Raw genomic sequence first — 21,478 nt, 5'->3', positions numbered from 1 at the left:
GCGGGACTGATGGCCATTTCGCTCCTGTCAGTTCTGTCAGTTGGCAGGGTTGGCCGTAGGGCTCTAAATGGCACCTCCAATACACGAGCATTGAAGGTGAGTACCATGGCCAGCCGCCGCGCAGGTGATAGAGATCCCGGGTTTAACCCCACCGCAGGGCTGCCCTATGCGCCCTATGGGGCGACGTGGGATGCCACGGCATCGCCGCCAATGATCTGGCTTGCCGGGCATGCCAGGAATCTGTGTTACATCGAACGGCGCGCAGGCGATGGAACGAGTATGTTCCCTGCGCAACACCACGTTTTCCCAGGCGCGGTCCAGTCCTGGGGGTTGAAAGTATTCCTGCTCGGCGATCAAGTGCTCTTGTTCGGTGCTGACTTTGACCGCGCCACGGCCAGCTATCGCCCGGCGTTGGCCCGCTACAGCCATGCAATGAGCCTGGACAACTCTTTCGGTGCGCCCTCGACGCCTGGCAACAGCGTCGTACCGACGCCGGGCGTGGTGGACCCCTCCACCCTGGTCGCGCGGGTAACGGCCGAGCACATCTACATCCTCACCCCCGGCGGTGGCGGACGGCCCAACCTGCTCACGCGGCTAATGCTCAGCACCGGCTTGCTCGACCCCAGTTTCAATGGCACGGGAACACTGGAGATCAGCGGGGTGCCCGGTTCAGACGTGCGGCTGAAGTCATTCGAGACGGCTGAGAGTGATAGCCGCATCATCCTGGTAGGGGATGCCATCAAGCCCCAGCAAGATGTCGAAGTGGGGGTTTATGTGGGCGTAACCCGTGCCGGGGTGCTTGATTCAACCTTCGGTGAGGACGGTTTCATCTGGCCAAACCTGAACGAATTCGGTCTCCGGGTCTTTGGCTCCATGCGCAAGCAGCAGGTGGTGGAAGCCGTGGTGGGATTGGGCGCCGCAAGCGATCACGGGCTGCTGGACGGTTCACCCATGGTGATGAGCCTGAACCGCGACGGCAGCCCGGACCTCGACTTCAATGACGGCAAGCCGCTGTGGTTTCCCTTTGAACGCCACACGCTCGTCTGGACGCGAGGGGTGCAAGGCGAGGGTTCCAGCCTGATCGCGGCGGGCTATCGTATCGACTCCAACGTTGAGTTGACATTGCCAGCGTTTGGCCGGATTGACGCTAACTTCGAGTGGGACGCGAACTTCGGGGAGGAAGGCAAGGTGGTCATTGGCGACTTTGGCCGCTCCAAGGACCAGATCCACGATATGTTTGTGCAGGGTGACGGGCTGGTCGTCATCTTCAATCGCGGGGACAATAGCGGGGAATTGCAACGTTATTTTCTCTGACCCACGTGTCAGTGACTTGCCGCCTGCCGCCACTGCCGCGGGCTCATCCCGAACCAGCGCTTGAAGGCGCGGGAAAACGCGCTGGTTTCCGAGTAGCCCAGCAGGGGCGCCAGGTCGCTGATCGACAGGTTGGGCTGGCGCAGGTACTGGCGGGCCAGCAACTGGCGGGTTTCGTCAATCAGCTGGCTGAAGCTGATGCCGCGCTCGCGCAGCCGGCGTTGCAGGCCCGAATCGGTGAGTTCCAGTTGTTCGGCAATCAGTTCCAGCACCGGTTCGCCCTGGTGCAGTACCGCGCGAATGGCCTGGCGGGCCTGCTCCAGCAGGTCCGGGCCGGCGTCGGCGTCGCCCAGTTGCCGAATGGCATCCATCACCAGCATCAGTAGCACCGGGTCATGGCCGGGCATGGGTTTGCCCTGCAGGTCCTGCTTGGGAATCAGGATGGCGTTGCACGGTTGGTCAAAACGCACCGGCGCGTCGAACACCGCGCGGTGCTCCTGCCAGTCCATGGGCCGTGCGTGCTCGAACTGCACTTCGCGCGGTGCCCAATGCTGCCCCAGCACGTGGCGCACCAGGTTCATGGCCATGCCCATGGTCAGTTCGGCGTCCTGGCGCTTCTCGAGGATGGCGCCGTGGCGCACCTGGTAGTCGAAACGGTAACACTCGCCCTGGTCCACCAACTGGATCAGCGTGCTGTGCTGGTGGAAGGGGAAGGCCTGGGCGAAGTTCACCAGCGCTTCCTCCAGGGTGGCCGAGCACAGGCCCACGTAGCCCAGCAGGCCCAGGGCCTGGGGCTTGAATTGTTCGCCGTAGCGCAGGCCGAAGTTGTCGCAGCCGGTCTGCCGTGCGGCCTCTTCCAGCACCTGGCAATAGTTGGGCAGGGCCAGGCTCAGCGTGGGGTGGCGCAGCTGTTCGGCGTCGATGCCGGCATGGCCGAATACCCGGTCCAGGTCGCCGCCGTGGTGGGTGATGAACTGGTCCAGGCCGTTGGCCGCCGCCGACAACACCCCACGGTTGTTCGCCCGGGAGCCAGGGTGCAAGGCGGGGGAAAACAGCGAAGGGGTCATGGCGGTTACCTTGTCAGCGGGGGCATCATGAAAAAACTTCAAGCAAGAGTTGTTCCGGGTTCATGCTTCCGGCGGTGTAGAGGCCTGAACGGCCGATAGGCTGCAATCACCCGCCCCCTGACTGGGAATTCCGGTAACCACCCCCGTAGCAGCTGCCGAAGGCTGCGTCCTGCCCCCCCACGCGGCGTACCTGCACTACCGCAGCGCCCGTGACGCGGCCTGGCGGCCGCTGCTTCATGGTGCACTTGGCGCGCGTCATGCCCCGCCATTGCGCACCCTTCGCCAAACTTGACCGCAGGGCACAAAAGCCGGTTTTACCGGTCAAGTCTTGTAAGCAAATGCTTCGATATGCTGGGCCCCAGGCATCCTCTCGAAGGTACGACACAATGAGCAGCACGCAACTCAAACCGACATTGGGCACCCTCCATCTGTGGGGCATCGCCGTGGGCCTGGTGATTTCCGGCGAGTACTTCGGCTGGAGCTACGGCTGGGGCACCGCCGGCACCCTGGGCTTCCTGGTGACCACGCTGATGGTGGCGGTGATGTACACCTGCTTCATCTTCAGTTTCACCGAACTGACCACCGCCATCCCCAACGCCGGCGGCCCGTTCGCCTACAGCCTGCGTGCCTTTGGCGTGGGCGGCGGGATGATCGCCGGCCTGGCCACCCTGATCGAGTTCGTGTTCGCGCCACCGGCCATCGCCATGGCCATCGGCGCCTACCTGAACGTGCAGTTCCCGGGGCTGGACCCCAAGTGGGCCGCCGCCGGCGCCTACCTGGTGTTCATGGGCCTGAACATTATCGGCGTCAACATCGCCGCCACCTTCGAACTGGTGGTCACGGTGCTGGCGGTGCTGGAACTGCTGGTGTTCATGGGGGTGGTGGCACCTGGCTTCAGCTTCAGCAACTTCGTGCTGGGCGGCTGGGCCGGCAGTGACACTTTCAGCCTGGGCGCGTTGTCCGGCGTGTTCGCGGCCATCCCGTTCGCCATCTGGTTCTTCCTCGCCATCGAAGGCGCGGCCATGGCTGCCGAAGAAGCCAAGGACCCGAAGAAGACCATTCCGCGTGCCTACATCACCGGCATCCTCACCCTGGTGGTGCTGGCCATCGGCACCATGGTCTTCGCTGGCGGCGTGGGCGACTGGAAAGCCCTGTCCAACCTCAACGACCCGCTGCCCCAGGCCATGAAGACCGTGGTGGGCAACAACTCCAACTGGATGCACATGCTGGTGTGGATCGGCCTGTTCGGCCTGGTGGCCAGCTTCCACGGCATCATCATGGGCTATTCGCGCCAGTTCTTCGCCCTGGCCCGTGCCGGCTTCCTGCCTGCCGGCCTGGCCAAGCTGTCACGCTTCCAGACCCCGCACCGCGCCATCCTGGCCGGCGGCGTGATCGGCATCGCCGCCATCTTCAGCGACGGCCTGGTCAACCTGCAGGGCATGAGCCTGACGGCGGCGATGATCACCATGTCGGTGTTCGGCGCTATCGTGATGTACATCATCAGCCTGCTGAGCCTGTTCCGCCTGCGCAAGATCGAACCGAACCTGGAACGCAGCTTCCGCGCCCCGGGCTATCCTGTGGTGCCGGGCATCGCCCTGGTGCTGGCTGTGGTGTGCCTGATCGCCATGGTCTGGTTCAACGGCCAGATCGCCTGTGTGTTCGCCGGCCTGATGATTGCAGGCGCGGTCTTCTGCAAGGTCGTGCTGGGCCGCGGCGCCGCCCGTGTCGCCCTGGCTGGCAACGCTTGAGAAAGGAGTCCTGAAATGAGTGGTTTCGTGCATACCGTGGGTGGCCTGGCCTGGCGTTTCGACAGCCTCAAGGAGCTGATGGCCAAGGCCAGCCCGGCCCGGTCCGGCGACTACCTGGCCGAAGTCGCCGCCGGCAGCGATGCCGAGCGTGCGGCGGCGCAGATGGCCCTGGCGGACGTGCCGCTCAAGCGCTTCCTCAGCGAGGCGCTGATCCCTTACGAAAGTGACGAGGTGACCCGGCTGATCCTCGACAGCCACGACGCCGCCGCCTTCGCCCCGGTCAGCCACCTGACCGTGGGTGGCCTGCGCGACTGGCTGCTGGGCGACGAGGCCGATGAAGCCACGCTGCGCGCCCTGGCCCCGGGGCTTACCCCGGAGATGGCCGCGGCGGTGTCGAAGATCATGCGCGTGCAGGACCTGGTGCTGGTGGCGCAGAAGATCCGCGTGGTCACCCGATTCCGCAACACCGTGGGCCTGCGCGGGCGGCTGTCCACGCGGCTGCAGCCCAACCACCCGACCGACGACCCCGCCGGCATCGCTGCCAGCGTGCTCGACGGCCTGCTGTACGGCAACGGCGACGCCATGATCGGCATCAACCCGGCCACCGACAGCCTCAGCGCCATCAGCGACCTGCTGCGCATGCTCGACGGCGTCATCCAGCGCTACGAGATTCCCACCCAGTCCTGCGTGCTCACCCACGTCACCTCGTCCATAGCCGCCATCGAACGCGGCGTGCCGCTGGACCTGGTGTTCCAGTCCATCGCCGGCACCGAGGCGGCCAACGCCAGCTTCGGCATCAGCCTGGAACTGCTGCGCGAAGGCTACGAGGCCGGCCTGAGCCTGAAGCGTGGCACCGTCGGCCAGAACCTCATGTATTTCGAGACCGGGCAGGGCAGCGCGCTGTCGGCCAACGCCCACCACGGCGTCGACCAGCAGACCTGCGAAACCCGCGCCTACGCCGTGGCCCGGCATTTCAAGCCGTTCCTGGTGAACACCGTGGTCGGCTTCATCGGCCCAGAATACCTGTACAACGGCAAGCAGATCATCCGCGCCGGCCTGGAAGACCACTTCTGCGGCAAGCTGCTGGGCGTGCCCATGGGCTGCGACATCTGCTACACCAACCACGCCGAAGCCGACCAGGATGACATGGACATGCTGCTGACCCTGCTGGGTGTGGCCGGCATCAACTTCATCATGGGCATCCCCGGCTCCGACGACATCATGCTCAACTACCAGACCACCTCGTTCCACGACGCCCTGTACGCGCGCAAGACCCTGGGCCTGCGCCCGGCGCCAGAGTACGAGGAATGGCTGGCGCGCATGCAGATCATGACCCAGGGCGACGGCACGCTGCAGCTGGGCAAGGGCTTGCCGCCGGCGTTTCGCCAGGCGCTGGCACAGTTGAAGTGAGGGCAAGCCATGAGCGATGACCGCAAGCAACCGGCCCAGGCCGACCCCTGGCAGCAACTGCGCAGCCTGACCTCGGCGCGCATCGCCCTGGGCCGCGCCGGCACCAGCCTGCCCACCGACGCGCAGCTGGATTTCCAGTACGCCCACGCCCAGGCCCGGGACGCGGTGCACACGCCGTTCGACCGCGAGCTGCTGGCCGCCAGCCTCAATGGCCAGGCGCTGCTGCTGCACAGCGCCGCCAGCGACCGCCACGTCTACCTGCAACGCCCGGACCTGGGGCGGCGGCTGGACAGTGCCTCGGCCACGCTGCTGGACGAACATCGCCAGCTCAACCCCGACGGCTATGACCTGGCCGTGGTGATCGCCGACGGCCTGTCGTCACTGGCGGTGCGCCGGCATAGCGTGCTGATGCTGCAGTTCATCGACGAAATGGCCGCCGCCGAAGGCTGGCGCCAGGCGCCGGTGAGCCTGGTGGAGCAGGGGCGGGTGGCGGTGGCCGACGAGATTGGCGAACGCCTGGGCGCGCGCATGGTGGTGATCCTGATCGGCGAACGGCCGGGCCTCAGTTCCCCCGACAGCCTGGGGCTGTACTTCACCTACGCGCCGCGGGTCGGGCTTAACGACGCGTCGCGCAACTGCATCTCCAACGTGCGGCTGGAGGGCATGAGCTACGCCATGGCGGCACACAAGCTGCTGTACCTGATGCGCGAGGCGTGGCGGCGGCAGCTGTCGGGGGTGAACCTCAAGGATGAGGCGGTGGTGCCGGTGGTGGAGGGCGGAACCGGCCCAGGCAACTTCCTGCTCGGCCCCACCCACGCCCCGTAGCCGCTGCCGCCAGGCTGCGCGGGCCCTACGCCTCGCTGAAGATCTCCTGGGTTCACACCGGCCAGCGCAGCCTGCGGCAGCGGCTACAGCGCGTGCGGTGTTGCGCTAACGACCGTAGCGCCGCACCACACTGGTGTTGGCCAGGATATGCCCCTTGATTCGCGCCAGCAGGTCGTCACGGGTCAACCCGGCCGGCAGCGCATCCGGCGCCAGGTCCAGCGCATAGATCTGGATCACGTAGTGGTGCGGGTTTTCCCCTACCGGCGGGCACGGCCCGCTGTAGGTGGCCAGGCCCTTGCTGTTGCTGCCGCCCACGCCTTCGATCTTGCCCTTGAGGCTGGCATCGGCGCCCACCTCATGGGTGCTGGCCTTGATGCCATAGTGCACCCAGTGGTCCACCCCCAGGCCTTTCTGGCCGTCGGGGTCGTGAATGGTCACGGCGAAGCTTTGCGTGCCCTGGGGCACGTTGCTCCAGCTCAGCGCCGGCGAGACGTTCTCACCGCCGCAGTCCCCGGTGTTGCCGGCATTGGCCTGGCGCAGCAGGGCGTTGTCGTCGCCATCCGGGGTCCTGAGCGTGAACGGCGCTGCCTGGGCCAGCAATGGCAAGCACAGGCAGGCAGCAAGGGCAATCGAGCGTGGCAACATGGAACCTCTCCTTTTATCCCGTTGCCAGCCAGTCTAGTCGGCCTGGGCGAAAGCCTTGAGCGAATCGCCGGCCAGGCGGTAGCGAATCCACTCGGGCTGGGCGGCGGCGCCGATGGATTCGTAGAATTTGATCGCCGGCTCATTCCAGTCCAGCACGCTCCATTCCAGGCGGCCACAGCCGCTGTCGTGGGCAATCTGCGCCAGGTGCTTGAGCAGCGCCTTGCCGGCGCCCACGCCGCGGTGTTTCGACGACACGTACAGGTCTTCCAGGTAAATGCCCTTGCGGCCCAGCCAGGTGGAGTAGCTGAGGAAGTACAGGGCGAAGCCGACTGGCTCGTCGTCCAGCGAGCACACCAGGGCGCGGGCGTAGCCTTCGGGGTCTTCGAGGCTGCGGCGGATATCGTCGACGTTGGCAACGACCTCGTGCTCGGCTTTTTCGTAGATGGCCAGTTCAGTGATGAAGCCCAGGATCAGTTCGGCGTCGGCGGGGGTGGCGGGGCGGATGTGCAGGGGCAAGGGCGTATTCCTCGGGCCAGGGAAAACTGCCATTGTGCCTGACTGCGTCAGGGCTGCGCATCACGCTATCGCGTAGCCGCTGCCGCCAGGCTGCGCTGGCCGCCCCCATCACCACAACACTCAAGCGAGGCAGCTGTTGATCTTGATCTTGATCCCGTGCGGCCTTTGATCTTGATTGTGTGCCCCGTAAAGCGCCAGGGCCGACTGGAGGCGGCGGCCAAGCGGTCCACGGCGTAGCCGGGGAAGACGGAACCGGAGGCGCTTCTATTCCGGGCCGTCGGCCGCTTGGACGACGCCGGAGGGAGGGGACCCGCAGCGGAGCGTAGGGACCAAGCAGGGGCAAGCCTTTTTTGCTTACTTTTTGTGGCGTTTGACAAAAAGTGAGCCGGCGTAAGGCCGGAAAGGTGATTCTGCATCACCCTTGATAATGGATATGCTCGCGGATTCCGTATCCTGCTTCGGCGATTTCGAACATATCCATTTTCGCGGGGCGACCACTGACCGTTTCGCCCTTACGGCGAGTAACTTTTTGGCAGTCGCCCCAAAAAGTCACCAAAAAGGGCTTGCCCCTGCTTGGGCCCTCCGCTGCGCTACGGGTCCCCTCCTTCCGGCGCCGCTCAACGGGCAGACGGCACCCGCTATAGAAGCCTGCGGGTTACCGTCTCTTCGGCCTGCGGCCTCGGCCCTTCGGGCAGCCCGTTGATCGACGCCTCCAGTCGGCCCGGGCGCTTTACGGGGCATACAATCAAGATCAAAAGCCAGATCAACAGCAGATCACAAGCAGATCACAAGCCAGATCAACAGCAGATCACAAGCCTGCTGGGTGGTGTCCGAAGAAGTTTGTTCTGTCATCAATTTGTCATTGATTTGCCATATAAATTTCCCAGCCAAGGATGGCAAATGGCCTGCCGACGAACTGCATTCAAGTCCTCGGCAACGCCGCCGATGCGTGGCATGAAGCATCGTTTTTTACTGCATGAAGAAAGGGACGTCTTCGACACCGCGCACCCTTGGCGCGGTGGTTTATCCCTGTCATGAGTACCTCTCGATGGTCGTGCGCAAATCCCTGAAAGCCCAAATGCTCACCCTGATCGGCGGCAGCCTGCTGGCCATGCTGCTGATCGCATTGTCCTGCTTTCACTTGTTGGCCAATGGTGTGAAGGACTATCACCAGCTGATCGAAGGCCCGTTGCGCACCTCGCAACTGATCGATGAGGCCAACCTGCAATTCAAGATCCAGGTCCAGGAATGGAAAGACGTGCTGCTGCGCGGCAAGCAACCTGCGGACCTGGCCAAGTACTGGGGCCAGTTCGAAGACCGCCAGCGTGACGTGCAGGAGATTCTTGGCCGCCTGGTGGCCCAGCCGGGCATCGATGCCAACCTGAAAGCCGACATCCAAGGCCTGCGTGACAAGCACCGGGCGCTGGAGCAGGACTACCAGCGTGGCCGCGATGCCTTCGTGGCTGCGGGCGCCGACCCGGCCGCCGGCGATGCCGCGGTGAAGGGCGTGGACCGCGCCGTGAGCGAGCAGATGAGCGCGCTGGTGAGCCAGATCCGCAAGGCCGGCGAGCAGCAGGCTGCGGCCATTCGTGACTCGGCCGACACCACGGTGTGGGGCGGCCTGCTGGTGCTGGTGGTGTCCGGGCTGCTGATCGGCCTGCTGAGCCTGGTGCTGGTCAGCCGCTACCTGGTGGTGCCTATCCAGCAGCTGATCGAGTACGTGGCCGACCTCAGCCGCGGCCAGTTCAACCAGCGCGTGGACAGCCATCGCCAGGATGAGCTGGGCCGCCTTGCCGTGGCAGCCAATACCCTGCGCGACTTCCTCGCCGAGACCTTCACCGGTCTCAAGCGCAACGCCGGTGACCTGGACGGCGCCAGCGCCGACCTGCATGGCATTGCCGGGCAGATGTCGCAAGGCACCCACGACCAGTTCAACCGCACCGACCAGGTGGCCACGGCCATGACCGAAATGTCCGCCACCGCCCAGGAAGTGGCGCGCCACGCCGTGGACGCGGCCCAGGCGGCCGACCAGGCCGATGCCTCCGCGCACCGGGGTGAGCAGGTGATGCGCGCCACCATCGAGACCATCACTCACATGCGCGGCGAGATCACCACCACCGCCCAGGTCATCGGCAACCTGGAAAACGACAGCGCACGCATCGGCAAGGTGCTGGAAGTGATTCGCGGCATCGCCGAGCAGACCAACCTGCTGGCCCTCAACGCCGCCATCGAGGCCGCCCGCGCCGGCGAGGCAGGGCGTGGCTTTGCCGTGGTCGCCGACGAGGTCCGCAGCCTGGCCCAGCGCACGGCGGCGTCGATCATCGAGATCAACCAGATCATCAACGCCGTGCAGGCCGGTGCCAGCGACGCGGTGAAAGCGATCCAGAGCGGCCAGGCGCGTAGCGAGGAGGGCGTGGCCCAGGTGACCCAGGCCGGTGACATGCTGCGCCAGATCACCTCGGCGGTGGAGGCGATCCGCGACATGAACCGGCAGATCGCCACGGCGGCCGAGGAGCAGACCTCAGTGGCCGAGGACATCTCGCGCAACCTCACCGACATCACCGAGATCGCCAGCACCAACCAGGGCAACGTGCAGCGCACCGAAGTGGCCAGCCGCCGGCTGCACGACCTGTCGCGTCAACTCAACGAGGTGACCGCGCGGCTGGGGGCATAAGCCTCAGTTCGCGGCTTGCAACTCGCCGATGGCCTGCCACAGGCGCTCGTCGTTGAAGTCCTCGATCACCAGGTGCGCGCCGGCCGCCAGCAGGGTCTCGCGGCTCTGGCTGGTGGTCAGGGCCACGGTGAAAATGCCGGCCTTGACCGCCGCGGTCAGGCCCGGCACCGAGTCCTCGAAGGCAATGGCGTCGCTGGCGCGGGCGCCCAGGCGTTCCAGGCCGGTGAGGTAGGGCAGCGGGTCGGGCTTGGCCCGTGGCAGCTCTTCGGCCACCACCACGCTGTGGAAGCGCGGCGCAATGCCCAGCGCGCCCAGCATGTGGTCGGCATTGGCGCGCGGGGCGTTGGTGACCACCACCTTGCCGATGCCCTGGGCTTCGGCGAAGTCCAGCAGGCGCGGCAGGCCGGCCAGGGGAGCCAGTTGCGGCGACAGCTCGCGGAAGCGCGCTTCCTTGCGGTCGGCGAACAGTTGGTGCTCGGCCACCGAGCGCTCCGGGAACAGGTTGCGGCACATGTTCGGGTTGGCCTGGCCGCTGCAGTGCTTGACGAAGTCTTCCTCGGTAAAGTCGCGGCCTTCTTCGGCCAGCAATTGCTGGATGGCCAGCAGGTGCAGCTTGTCGGTGTCAGTCAGGGTGCCATCAAGGTCAAACAGCAAGGCGGTGAGCATCGCGATATCCATTCAGGGTGGCTGAAAGCTTTAAGCGCGTAATCCTATCAGGTGATTACCCTAACGTCAGGGCGAAGGCGGCCGATAAAACCTTGTCACCGATCAGTTTGTGGTGATGTTAATTCGCTATTATGTGACGACCGTTCGTTGCCTGACCGGCCCTGCAGGAGTTACACATGCTTCAACACGCTTACGCCCAGCCCTCGGCGGCTTCGCGGCTGGACCCCATCAGTGGCCTGCCCAATCGCGAACAGTTCGCCCTCGACCTGGGCGTATTGGCCAGCCAGCACCCGGGCGAGGCACGCACCCTGGTGTTGATCGATGCGCTGGACATGCACTGGGCCCATGACATGACCCTGGCCATGGGCCTGGCGCCGTTCGAGGGCATCATCCGCTGCATTTCCGCGCGGTTGAACCAACAACTGGACGGTGTGGCACGTTTGTACCATATCGGCGTCAAGCGCTTCGCCTTCGTGATCAGCGCCGGCCTGGATGACTTCCCTGCGTTCATCGAAGGCCTGGTGGACACCCTGCGCCAGCCGGCCCTGCTCGACACCGTGCCGATCCACCCCACGGTGCGCGCCGGCAGCGTTGACTTCGCGCTGGAGGCCGAGGCCCTGCGCGACGTGCTGCGCAAGGCCATGTACGCCACCGAGCTGGCGGTGCTGGCTGGCCAGCGCTGGGCGGCGTATGACCCGGTGCGCGACGCCGAGTACCGGCGCAGCTTCTACCTGGCCGCCGACATCACCGAGGCCATGGCCGACGGGCAGCTGAGCCTGCACTTCCAGCCGCGCTTCGCCATTGGCGACGGCGCCCAGGTCAGCGCCGAGGTGCTGCTGCGCTGGCAGCACCCGCGCCTGGGACGGGTGTCACCGGCCGAGTTCATCCCGGTGCTGGAACGCAACGGCATGATCCACGAGGTCACCCGCTGGGTCATCGACACCGCCTTGGGCAAGCTCGCCCAGTGGCGCGGCCAGACCCTGAGCCAGCTGTCCATCAACCTGTCGCCCATGGACTTCGACGGCCACGATGTCAGCGGCACCCTGCGCCGGCTGTGCCAGCAGCACGGCATCGACCCGCAGCGGGTGGAAGTGGAGATCACCGAGGGCGAATGGCTGCGCTCCAACCCCAAGGTGCTGGGCGAGCTGGCGCAGATTCGCGGGCTGGGCATGGACGTGGCCATCGACGATTTCGGCTCGGGCTACAGCAACTTCTCCTACCTGCACGAAATTCCCGCGAACGTGGTCAAGCTCGACCGTTCCATGGTGACCGGCATCGAGGACAACCCGCGCTACCAGAAGATCGCCCGTTCGATTCTCAAGCTGGCCAGCGAGTTGGGCTACCGCACGGTGGCCGAGGGCGTGGAGACGTTCCGCTGCCTGCAACTGGTGCGTGAATACGGTTGCGACGAGGCCCAGGGGTATTTCTTCGCCCGGCCGATGGACGAGGCGCAGTTCCTGGCGTGGAGCGAGTGCGGCGAGTTTCCGCTGGCGTATTGAGGGCCGGCACGGCCCCCGTAGCAGCGGCCGAAGGCCGCGTCAGGGGCTCAACGCCGCAAGTAGGCCGCGAAGTCGATCTCGCCAGCGCTGAGAATCGCCTGCACCCGGTTATGCACGTTGAGCTTGCGCAGGATCGCCGACACATGGGCCTTCACCGTGGTCTCGGCGATTTCCAGGTGCCAGGCGATCTGTTTGTTCGACTCGCCCTTGGTCATGCGCTCCAGCACCTGCAATTGCTTGCGGGTCAGCGCCTCCAATAATGCCACCGACAACCCCGGCGTCGGCGTGCCGGCCTGCGCCGGGCGGCCGGCACCGCTGCGGATAATGTCCGCCGGCAGGTACACGTCACCCTCCAGCACCTGGGTCAGGGCGCTGGTCATCTGCGCCCGCGGCGAGGACTTGGTGATGAAGCCGGCGGCGCCATAGGTGATGGCCTGCAGCACCACCTGCTTGTCCTGTTCGGCCGACACCACCACCACCGGAATGGTCGGCGCCTCGTTGCGCAGGTTGAGCAGGCCGCCCAGGCCGTGCATGCCCGGCATGTTCAGGTCCAGCAGGATCAGGTCCAGGTCATCGTGCTGCTGGGTCAATTGCAGGGTGCTGTCCAGGTCGGCGGTTTCCAGCACTTCGCAGCCCTCGAAGGCATCGAGCAGCACGCGGGCCATGGCTTCGCGGAACAACGGGTGGTCGTCGGCAATCAGGAATCGGTACATGGGGGTCGGCTGTTCTTGTTGTGGGCAAAGGGCCTGGAACAGGGTATCACAGGGCACGCAGAAGCTTGCCGCGGTGGTCGGGCGGCGGGGTTTTAGCGTGGGCAACGTTGGCGAGGAGGCAACCGAACGCCAGACCGAGCGCGGCTTGGCAGAGCAGGGGGGCAAGGAAGCGAATCATGGCGGCGATGCTCTTTCTAGTTATGGGCGCATTACAGGGCGCATCGCAGGCTTTGAAAATGCTCCTTTGGGCCTGCCGAACCAGTACCAAAGTAGTAGGCGGGCAGGGCTGGCCAGGCTGCGCATTGGCCCGGCAATGCATTACCCTGACGCCAACTGTCCCTGCCAGAAGAACAGACATGAGCCCTGCCATCAGCCAACTGCGCAAATTCGTCTCCCCGGAAATCATCTTCGGCGCCGGTTGCCGCCACCACGTCGCCAATTACGCGAAGAACTTCGGTGCCCGCAAGGTGCTGCTGGTCAGCGACCCGGGGGTGGTGGCCGCCGGCTGGGTCGCCGACGTCGAGGCCAGCCTGGCCGGCGAGGGCATCGACTACTGCCTGTACAGCACGGTGTCGCCCAACCCGCGGGTGGAAGAGGTGATGCTGGGCGCCGAACGCTACCGCGCCGAGCACTGCGACGTGATTGTCGCGGTGGGCGGCGGCAGCCCCATGGACTGCGCCAAGGCCATCGGCATCGTCGTCGCCCATGACCGCCACATCCTTGAGTTCGAGGGCGTGGATACCCTGCGCGTGCCCAGCCCGCCGCTGATCCTGATTCCCACCACCGCCGGCACTTCGGCGGACGTCTCGCAGTTCGTCATCCTGTCCAACCAGGAGCGGCGCATGAAGATCTCCATCGTCAGCAAGGGCGCGGTGCCCGACGTGGCGCTGATCGACCCCGAGACCACCCTGAGCATGGACCCTTTCCTGTCCGCCTGCACCGGCATTGACGCGCTGGTCCACGCCATCGAAGCCTTCGTGTCCACCGGCCACGGGCCGCTCACCGACCCCCATGCCCTGGAAGCCATCCGCCTGATCAACGGCCACCTGGTGCAGATGATCGCCAACCCCCGCGACCTGGCCCTGCGCGAAAAGGTCATGCTGGGCAGCATGCAGGCCGGGCTGGCGTTCTCCAACGCCATTCTTGGCGCGGTGCACGCCATGTCCCACAGCCTGGGCGGCTTTCTCGACCTGCCGCACGGGCTGTGCAACGCCGTGCTGGTGGAGCACGTGGTGGCCTTCAACTACAGCGCCGCGCCCGAGCGCTTCCAGGTCATTGCCCAGACCTGCGGCATCGACTGCCGCGGCCTCAACCACGCGCAGATTCGCCAGCGCCTGGTGGAGCACCTGATTGCCCTGAAGCACGCCATCGGCTTCCACGAGACCCTGGGCCTGCATGGCGTGCGGGTGGCGGACATTCCGTTCCTGTCGCACCATGCCATGCACGACCCGTGCATCCTCACCAACCCGCGCCAGTCCAGCCAGCGCGACGTCGAGGTGGTCTTTGGCGAAGCCCTCTGACCCGCGCCAACAGGCCCTGGCCGGGCTGCTGGGGCTGACCAACCATTCGGTGCGCAAAAGCCATTACCCAGAGCTGGCCGCACGCCTGCAGGAACTGGAAACCGAGCGCAACCGCTACCAGGCGCTGTCCCTGCGCCTGCAAGAGCTTAACGACGAGCTGGAGCGGCGCGTCAGCGAACGCACCGAGGAACTGCGCGAGGCCCGCGACGCCGCCCAGGCCGCCAACCTCAGCAAGGACAAGTACCTGGCCGCCGCCAGCCACGACCTGCTGCAACCGCTGAACGCGGCACGGCTGCTGATTTCCACCTTGCGTGAACGTTCGTTGCCCAGCGCCGAGAAGGGCCTGGTGGAACGCACGCACCAGGCGCTGGAAGGCGCCGAGGACCTGCTCACCGACCTGCTGGACATCTCGCGCCTGGACCAGGCCGCGATCAAACCGGATGTCGATGTGTACCGCCTGGAGGAAGTACTCGCGCCGTTGGCCTCGGAATTCCAGCCGGTGGCCGAAGCCGCCGGGCTAAGCCTGAGCCTGCGCTGCGGGCGCTTCGCCGTGCGCACCGACCTGCGCCTGCTGGCGCGCATCCTGCGCAACCTGCTCAGCAACGCCTGCCGCTACACCGAACGGGGGCGCATTTTGCTGGGCGCGCGGCGGCGCGGCGACCAGCTGCGCATCGAAGTGTGGGACACCGGGCGCGGCATTGCCGCCGACCAGCTGCAAGCGATCTTCCTCGAGTTCAACCAGCTGGAAGTGGGCCGCGCCGCCGAGCGCAAGGGCGTCGGCTTGGGCCTGGCCATTGTCGAGCGTATCGCCCGCATCCTCGACACTGGCGTGCAGGTGCGCTCCACCCCAGGGCGCGGCTCGTGCTTCAGCCTGCTGGTGCCCCTGGCTGCCCAACCGCCGGCGCCCAACCCGGTGCCGCAGCCGCGCCTGGGCAACCCGCTGCCGGGGCGGCGCCTGCTGGTGCTGGACAACGAACCGGACATTCTGCGCAGCATGGCCGACCTGCTCGGCCAGTGGGGTTGCCAGGTGATCACCGCCACCGACGAGACCGCCGCCCTGGCGGCCCTGCACGGCCAGGCCCCGGAGCTGATCATCGCCGACTACCACCTGGACCATGGCGTCACCGGCTGCGAAGTGGCCCGCCACCTGCGCGAACACTTCGCCCAGGCGATCCCGGTGGTGGTGATCACCGCCGAGCGCAGCGACCAGTGCCGCCGGCAGTTGCAGCGGCTGGGCGCGCCGCTGTTGAACAAGCCGGTGAAGGCGGGGAAGTTGCGGGCGGTGTTGAGTCAGTTGTTGGGGTGAGCGGGGCCGGCCGCCGGCGGCTTGCCCATTCGCCAACCCAACCACCCGCCGGCCAGCGCGCTGGCAAGCATGACCAGCGGCATCATCGGTGCAATCAACGCGGCCGCCAGCCCTGCCGCTGCGCCACCGCTCAGCGCGGTCGCCAGGCGGGTTGCGATGTGAGGGTCGACCTCCGGGGCGTTTGCAGGTGGCTCGAAGCGCTCCAGAGTACTTTTCAAGGCATCGATATCCGGGGCCTGTGCGCTGGGGTGGGTGATGCGGTAGTAGTTGAGGATGGTGTCGACTTCTGCGGGGGGCAGCGACGGGGCGGGAGGAGCGTTACCGTTAATTGGGTTGTGCATCACCGTTCTGCACCGTGAGTAAGTTTTATTTTCGGGTGCGATAGCGTGTTGATGTTTGTTGAACGGGTCAACCCGACGGATACAAATGACTACACTTTTGCTGGGGCAATGGCGCGGACGCTGTCTGGCGGCAGCTGCTATGCGAATGCGCATATGCCATATCGCGGCCAAGGCCGGCTCCTACCCCGCACGCAACGCGGTTTCTGTAGCAGCGGCGGGGCGGCCATCCGCCGCAGGCCGCGTCCGAGGCGCCGTGGTGTTCCTGGCACACCGCAGCGGATCCGGACGCCGCCTGCGGCGGCTGCTACAGGGGCGCGCACCCCCGCCCCGCGTTAATCCTCGAAGCCCACCTGCTCATGCATCTCGTCCACTTTCAACTCCAGCCGGTAGGCCACGGCGATGAACAGCGCCTGGCACAGGCACAGCGTGGCGCTCAGGGAGCGGAAGGCGAAGGAGCTGCCTTCATTCACCAGTAGCACGCTGTTGGCGCGCTTGGCCAGCGGCGAGAGGTTGGAATCGGTGATGATCAGGGTCTTGGCCAGGTGGTGCTGGGCAATGCGCAGGCAGTGCTGGGTTTCCTTGCCGTATGGGGTGAAGCTGATGGCGATGACCAGGTCGCCCTGGCGCACGCTGCGCATCTGCTCGCGGTAGCTGCCGCCCAGGCCGGACACCAGGTGAATGCGCTTGTTGGTGTGCTGCAGGTTATAGACCAGGTAGTCGGCCACCGCGAACGAGCGGCGCACGCCCACCACGTAGATGTTCTCGGCGTTGACCACCAGGTCGACGGCCTTCTCGAAGGCCACGTCGTCCAGTTCGCCGCCCAGGCGCTCGATGCCCGACAAGGTAGCGTCGATGCACTCGCGGGCAAGGTCGGCGCCGCTGGTCTTCTGCGACTTGTTGGCGATCAGGTTGCGAATGCGCTGCTGGTAATTCTGTACCGGCGTGGCCTTGTGGGTGTAGGCCTCGCGGAACAACGCCTGCATTTCGCTGAAGCCGCTGAAGCCGAAGCGCTGGGAAAAGCGCACGATGGCCGAGGGGTGCACCTCGCATTCGCCAGCGATGTCGCTGATGCGGTCGACCATGATGCGGTCGCTCTGCTGGCTCATGTAGCTGGCGATGCGCTTGAGCTGGCGCGGCAGCCCTTCGTACTCACGGGTGATCAGTTGCAGCAGCTGCTCGGCGGTGGCCGGGGCGCTGGCGGCGGTTGGCTCGCTGAGGGCCGGCTGATCGGGGCGGGACATGTGCTTATCCTTCTTGGGGTTGGAGCTATTGGCTCGCGCAGTCTACAGGGTAGGCAAGAAAAAAAACCTGAGCAAAAGGTCCAGTTCCCGTGGCAAACCCGCCAGAAACGCTCAAGCCCAGTATGCGCGATAGAAAATAGAAAATAAATTCCGCATAAAATTTTTATGGAAAAAAAGTTGATCCGATGGAAAAGCCGTTCTAATCTGGACCCAAGACAACGACATCGGCCGCCATTGGCCGGTGCGCAGGCTGATAAAAATAACAGGAGCCAGCATGGGCCAGACTCGTTTTGCCACTGGGCGTCAATTGGATCTGATTTGTCTGGGGCGCCTGGGCGTCGACCTCTACGCCCAACAGGTGGGCGCCAGGCTGGAAGACGTCGCCAGTTTCGCCAAGTACCTGGGCGGCTCGTCCGCCAACATCGCCTTCGGCACCGCGCGGCTGGGGCTCAAGTCCGCCATGCTGAGCCGGGTAGGGGACGACCACATGGGCCGGTTCCTGGTGGAGTCGCTGCAGCGTGAGGGCTGCGACACCTCGGCCATCAAGGTCGACCCCGAGCGCCTCACCGCCATGGTGCTGCTGGGCCTCAAGGACCGCGAAACCTTCCCCCTGGTGTTCTACCGCGAAAACTGCGCCGACATGGCCTTGCGTGCCGAAGACGTGCGCGAGGACTTCATCGCCGCCAGCAAGGCGCTGCTGATCACCGGCACGCATTTCTCCACCGACGGCGTGTTCAAGGCCAGCAGCCAGGCGCTGGACTACGCCGAGCGGCACAACGTCAAGCGCATCCTCGACATCGACTACCGCCCGGTGCTGTGGGGCCTGGCGGGCAAGGCCGATGGCGAGACGCGCTTTGTCGCCGACCACAAGGTCAGCGCCCACGTGCAGCGCATCCTGCCGCGCTTTGACCTGATCGTCGGCACCGAGGAGGAATTCCTCATCGCCGGCGGCAGCACCGATTTGCTCACCGCGCTGCGCACCGTGCGTGAACTGAGCGCCGCCACCCTGGTGGTGAAGCTCGGCGCCCAGGGCTGCACGGTGATCCACGGCGCCATTCCGGCGCGCCTTGACGACGGCGAGATCCACCCCGGCACCCGTGTCGAAGTGCTCAACGTGCTGGGCGCCGGCGACGCCTTCATGTCCGGCTTCCTCAGCGGCTGGCTGAACGATGCCGACGACGCCCGCTGCTGCCAGCTGGCCAACGCCTGCGGTGGCCTGGTGGTGTCGCGCCACGCCTGCGCCCCGGCCATGCCGACGCCTGCCGAGCTGGACTACCTGTTCAACAGCCCGGTGCCCATCACCCGCCCGGACAAGGACGAAACCCTGCAACGCCTGCACCGGGTCACGGTGCCGCGCAAGCAGTGGCAACAGCTGTTCATCTTCGCCTTCGACCACCGCGGCCAGCTGGTGGAACTGGCGCAGCAGGCCGGCCGCGACCTGGCGACCATTCCCGCGTTGAAGCAGCTGTTCCTGCGCGCTATTGAAGAAGTGGAAGCCGACCTGGCCAAGCGCGGCATCGCCGCCGACGTCGGCCTGCTGGCGGACCAGCGCTTCGGCCAGGACAGCCTCAACGCCGCCACCGGTCGTGGCTGGTGGGTGGCCCGGCCGGTGGAGGTGCAGGGCTCGCGGCCGCTGGCCTTCGAGCACGGCCGTTCGGTGGCCAGCAACCTGATTGCCTGGCCCAGCGAGCAGATCATCAAGTGCCTGGTGCAATTCCATCCGGACGACGAGCCTTTGCTGCGCCTGGAACAGGAGGCGCAGATTCGCGGCCTGTACGAGGCGTCCATCGCCAGCGGCCACGAGCTGCTGCTGGAAGTCATCCCGCCCAAGGACCTGCCCGGCGCCCACCCCGACGTGCTCTACCGCGCCATCAAGCGCCTGTACAACCTGGGCATCTACCCGGCCTGGTGGAAAATCGAGGCCCAGGACGCCGCGCAGTGGCAGGCCCTCGACGCGCTGATCAACGAGCGCGACCCCTATTGCCGCGGCTTGGTGCTGCTGGGCTTGAACGCGCCGGCCAGCGACCTTGCCGAGGGCTTTGCCCAGGCGGCCGCCAGCACCACCTGCCGCGGCTTTGCCGTGGGCCGCACGATTTTCCATGAGCCCAGCCGCGCCTGGTTCCAGGGCGAACTGGACGACGCCGGCCTGATAGCCGCGGTGCGCCAGCGGTTCAGCCAATTGATCGAAGCCTGGCGCTCGGCCCGTCACGGCCGCTGAGCGTCACCCCACCGATAACAACAACAGGTGCAGCCATGCCATCCGCGATTCGTATCGGCATCAACCCGATTTCCTGGAGCAACGACGACCTGCCGTCCCTGGGCGGCGAAACCCCGCTGAGCACGGCCTTGAGCGAGGGCAAGGCCATCGGCTACGCAGGCTTTGAACTCAACGGCAAATTCCCCAAGGACGCCCAGGGCGTGGCCCAGGTGCTCAAGCCCTATGACCTGGCGCTGGTGTCGGGCTGGTATTCGGGGCGCCTGGCCCAGCGTTCGGCCGCCGAGGAAATCGACGCCATCGCCAGCCACGTGCAGCTGCTGGCCGCCAACGGCGCCAATGTGCTGGTGTACGGTGAGGTGGCCGACTCCATTCAGGGCAGCCGCATCCGGCTGGTGGAGCGCCCGCGCTTCCACAGCGAAGCGGCCTGGAAAGCCTACGCCGCCAAGCTCGACGAGCTGGCCAGCTACACCCTGAGCCAGGGCGTGCGCCTGGCCTACCACCACCACATGGGCGCCTATGTGGAGGCGCCCGAGGACATCGACACGCTGATGGCGCTGACTGGCGAGCAGGTGGGCCTGCTGTTCGACGCCGGGCACTGCTTCATGGGCGGCGGCGACCCGCTGGCGGTGCTGCGCAAGCACATCAAGCGCGTCTGCCACGTGCACTTCAAGGACGTGCGCCAGCCAGTAGTGCAGCTGGCGCGCAATAACCTCTGGAGCTTCCCCGACTGCATCGTCAACGGCACCTTCACCGTGCCGGGCGATGGCGACATCGATTTCGCGCCGCTGCTCGACGAGTTGCTGGCGGTGGACTACAACGGCTGGCTGGTGGTGGAGGCCGAGCAGGACCCGGCCGTGGCCCCCAGCTACTTCTACGCCAAGAAAGGCTACGACACCCTGAGCACCTTGCTTGCCCAGGCCCGGCAACGGAGGACCGCAGCATGAGCCTGTTGGTCAAGAGTAATAAGCAGGGCCAGGAAGTGGTACGCCTGGCCGAGGGCGCCCTGGAATACGTGGGCTTCAGCGCCCACCGCCTGAGCCTGGGCGAAAGCCTGCCGCTGCACGCCGGCAGCCAGGAACTGTGCGTGGTGCTGCTCAGCGGCCGCGCCAGCGTGGCCGGCGAGGCGCCGGTGCAGGGCGCGTTCAGCTGGGACAACCTGGGTGAGCGGCAGTCGGTGTTCGAGGACAAATCGCCGTGGGCGGTGTACCTGCCCAGCGGCAGCCAGGCGCGCCTGCAGGCGCTGAGCGATGTGCAGGTGGCGGTGTGCGCCGCCCCCGGTGCGCCGGCCGGCGAGTTGCAGGCGCGGGTCATCAGCGCCCAGAGCATGAAGCGCAGCACCCGCGGCAAGGGCGCCAACACCCGCTACGTCTGCGACATCCTGCCGGATACCGAGGTGGCCCATTCGCTGCTGGTGGTGGAGGTGCGCACGCCGTCGGGGCACAGCTCCAGCTACCCGCCGCACAAGCACGACCGCGACGCACTGCCCGCCGAGAGCTTCCTGGAAGAGACCTACTATCACCAGGTCAACCCGCCCCAGGGCTTCGTGTTCCAGCGCGTGTACACCGACGACCGCAGCATCGACCAGGCCATGGCCGTGGAGAACAACGATCTGGTGGTGGTGCCCGAGGGCTACCACCCGGTCAGCGTGCCGTATGGCTACGAGAGCTACTACCTGAACGTCATGGCCGGCCCGCGCCGGGTATGGCAATTCAACAATGACCCGCAGCACGAATGGCTGCTGGACCTCTGACTGCGCCCGCTTGACCCACACACGGTTT

20 protein-coding genes and 1 pseudogene are annotated in these 21,478 nt (G+C 66.0%); 13 read left to right on the top strand and 8 right to left on the bottom strand.

Annotated features, from left to right (window positions below):
* Positions 1-105 precede the first annotated feature (105 nt).
* Entirely contained in the window at positions 106-1,314 is a 1,209-nt protein-coding gene (locus AC0Z2B_RS28110; protein WP_476301011.1) for a hypothetical protein, read from the top strand.
* Between the two features lie 8 nt (positions 1,315-1,322).
* On the opposite strand, the gene qhpR is transcribed toward AC0Z2B_RS28110, so the two are convergent.
* On the bottom strand, positions 1,323-2,378 hold the full coding sequence (qhpR, locus tag AC0Z2B_RS28105; RefSeq protein WP_476301008.1) for an AraC-like transcriptional regulator QhpR: 1,056 nt from the start codon (positions 2,376-2,378) through the stop codon (positions 1,323-1,325).
* Positions 2,379-2,764: 386 nt separating this feature from the next.
* Here qhpR and eat point away from each other — a divergent pair, with 386 nt between their 5' ends.
* The 3 genes from eat to eutC are packed head-to-tail and all read left to right on the top strand — an operon-like array spanning position 2,765 to position 6,361.
* Positions 2,765-4,126, top strand: a complete 1,362-nt coding sequence (gene eat, locus AC0Z2B_RS28100; protein WP_416423598.1) for an ethanolamine permease — start codon at positions 2,765-2,767, stop codon at positions 4,124-4,126.
* Positions 4,127-4,141: 15 nt separating this feature from the next.
* Positions 4,142-5,536, top strand: a complete 1,395-nt coding sequence (locus AC0Z2B_RS28095) for an ethanolamine ammonia-lyase subunit EutB (protein WP_476301005.1) — start codon at positions 4,142-4,144, stop codon at positions 5,534-5,536.
* Between the two features lie 9 nt (positions 5,537-5,545).
* On the top strand, positions 5,546-6,361 hold the full coding sequence (gene eutC / locus AC0Z2B_RS28090; RefSeq protein WP_476301002.1) for an ethanolamine ammonia-lyase subunit EutC: 816 nt from the start codon (positions 5,546-5,548) through the stop codon (positions 6,359-6,361).
* A gap of 105 nt (positions 6,362-6,466) precedes the next feature.
* Here eutC and AC0Z2B_RS28085 read toward each other — a convergent pair whose 3' ends face one another.
* Both AC0Z2B_RS28085 and AC0Z2B_RS28080 read right to left on the bottom strand, forming a co-directional pair.
* Positions 6,467-7,006 carry a YbhB/YbcL family Raf kinase inhibitor-like protein gene (locus AC0Z2B_RS28085; RefSeq protein ID WP_476300999.1) on the bottom strand — a complete coding sequence of 180 codons (540 nt, stop codon included), beginning with the start codon at positions 7,004-7,006 and terminating at the stop codon, positions 6,467-6,469.
* A gap of 33 nt (positions 7,007-7,039) precedes the next feature.
* Positions 7,040-7,522: a GNAT family N-acetyltransferase gene (locus AC0Z2B_RS28080; RefSeq protein WP_416423602.1), complete on the bottom strand. Its 483-nt coding sequence runs from the start codon at positions 7,520-7,522 to the stop codon at positions 7,040-7,042.
* Positions 7,523-8,221: 699 nt separating this feature from the next.
* Here AC0Z2B_RS28080 and AC0Z2B_RS28075 point away from each other — a divergent pair.
* From AC0Z2B_RS28075 to AC0Z2B_RS28065, 3 genes and pseudogenes are all read left to right on the top strand, one after another.
* Positions 8,222-8,560: a hypothetical protein gene (locus tag AC0Z2B_RS28075; protein WP_476301038.1), complete on the top strand. Its 339-nt coding sequence runs from the start codon at positions 8,222-8,224 to the stop codon at positions 8,558-8,560.
* A pseudogene (locus AC0Z2B_RS28070) lies at positions 8,499-9,263 on the top strand (methyl-accepting chemotaxis protein); the annotation flags it as partial. The gene AC0Z2B_RS28075 and the pseudogene AC0Z2B_RS28070, both read left to right, overlap by 62 nt.
* Before the next feature lie 165 nt (positions 9,264-9,428).
* Positions 9,429-10,196 carry a methyl-accepting chemotaxis protein gene (locus AC0Z2B_RS28065; RefSeq protein ID WP_476301033.1) on the top strand — a complete coding sequence of 256 codons (768 nt, stop codon included), beginning with the start codon at positions 9,429-9,431 and terminating at the stop codon, positions 10,194-10,196.
* Between the two features lie 3 nt (positions 10,197-10,199).
* Here the strand turns inward: AC0Z2B_RS28065 and AC0Z2B_RS28060 are convergent, their stop codons facing one another.
* Positions 10,200-10,862 carry an HAD-IA family hydrolase gene (locus AC0Z2B_RS28060; protein WP_473006163.1) on the bottom strand — a complete coding sequence of 221 codons (663 nt, stop codon included), beginning with the start codon at positions 10,860-10,862 and terminating at the stop codon, positions 10,200-10,202.
* Between the two features lie 176 nt (positions 10,863-11,038).
* On the opposite strand from AC0Z2B_RS28060, the gene AC0Z2B_RS28055 reads away from it, so the two are divergent.
* Entirely contained in the window at positions 11,039-12,361 is a 1,323-nt protein-coding gene (locus AC0Z2B_RS28055) for a putative bifunctional diguanylate cyclase/phosphodiesterase (RefSeq protein WP_476300996.1), read from the top strand.
* A 47-nt stretch (positions 12,362-12,408) separates the two neighbouring features.
* On the opposite strand, the gene AC0Z2B_RS28050 is transcribed toward AC0Z2B_RS28055, so the two are convergent.
* Both AC0Z2B_RS28050 and AC0Z2B_RS28045 read right to left on the bottom strand, forming a co-directional pair.
* Positions 12,409-13,074: a response regulator gene (locus AC0Z2B_RS28050; RefSeq protein WP_476300993.1), complete on the bottom strand. Its 666-nt coding sequence runs from the start codon at positions 13,072-13,074 to the stop codon at positions 12,409-12,411.
* Between the two features lie 46 nt (positions 13,075-13,120).
* Complete coding sequence (locus AC0Z2B_RS28045) at positions 13,121-13,252, bottom strand: hypothetical protein (RefSeq protein WP_476300990.1); 132 nt, start codon at positions 13,250-13,252, stop codon at positions 13,121-13,123.
* Between the two features lie 178 nt (positions 13,253-13,430).
* Between AC0Z2B_RS28045 and ercA the strand changes: the two genes are divergently transcribed.
* Positions 13,431-14,594, top strand: coding sequence for an alcohol dehydrogenase-like regulatory protein ErcA (gene ercA / locus AC0Z2B_RS28040; RefSeq protein ID WP_476300987.1), 1,164 nt, complete (start codon positions 13,431-13,433; stop codon positions 14,592-14,594).
* Positions 14,578-15,900: a hybrid sensor histidine kinase/response regulator gene (locus AC0Z2B_RS28035; protein WP_476300984.1), complete on the top strand. Its 1,323-nt coding sequence runs from the start codon at positions 14,578-14,580 to the stop codon at positions 15,898-15,900. Before ercA ends, AC0Z2B_RS28035 begins: the two co-directional genes overlap by 17 nt.
* Here AC0Z2B_RS28035 and AC0Z2B_RS28030 read toward each other — a convergent pair.
* Positions 15,885-16,241 carry a hypothetical protein gene (locus AC0Z2B_RS28030; protein WP_476300981.1) on the bottom strand — a complete coding sequence of 119 codons (357 nt, stop codon included), beginning with the start codon at positions 16,239-16,241 and terminating at the stop codon, positions 15,885-15,887. The genes AC0Z2B_RS28035 and AC0Z2B_RS28030 overlap by 16 nt on opposite strands.
* A 332-nt stretch (positions 16,242-16,573) precedes the next feature.
* Complete coding sequence (locus AC0Z2B_RS28025; RefSeq protein WP_476300978.1) at positions 16,574-17,482, bottom strand: MurR/RpiR family transcriptional regulator; 909 nt, start codon at positions 17,480-17,482, stop codon at positions 16,574-16,576.
* 274 nt (positions 17,483-17,756) lie between these two features.
* Between AC0Z2B_RS28025 and AC0Z2B_RS28020 the strand changes: the two genes are divergently transcribed.
* The 3 genes from AC0Z2B_RS28020 to iolB are packed head-to-tail and all read left to right on the top strand — an operon-like array spanning position 17,757 to position 21,450.
* Positions 17,757-19,700, top strand: a complete 1,944-nt coding sequence (locus AC0Z2B_RS28020) for a bifunctional 5-dehydro-2-deoxygluconokinase/5-dehydro-2-deoxyphosphogluconate aldolase (RefSeq protein WP_476300975.1) — start codon at positions 17,757-17,759, stop codon at positions 19,698-19,700.
* Positions 19,701-19,735: 35 nt separating this feature from the next.
* Positions 19,736-20,644, top strand: a complete 909-nt coding sequence (gene iolE / locus AC0Z2B_RS28015) for a myo-inosose-2 dehydratase (protein WP_416423612.1) — start codon at positions 19,736-19,738, stop codon at positions 20,642-20,644.
* Positions 20,641-21,450 (top strand): 5-deoxy-glucuronate isomerase, encoded by an 810-nt coding sequence (gene iolB / locus AC0Z2B_RS28010; protein WP_473006173.1) that lies wholly within the window; start codon positions 20,641-20,643, stop codon positions 21,448-21,450. Before iolE ends, iolB begins: the two co-directional genes overlap by 4 nt.
* The last annotated feature ends 28 nt before the right edge of the window (positions 21,451-21,478 follow it).

This window comes from Pseudomonas sp. GYB4201, from assembly GCF_056312595.1.
Note: the sequence above shows the minus strand (reverse complement) of the source record. Positions and strands in the feature narration are given on the sequence as shown.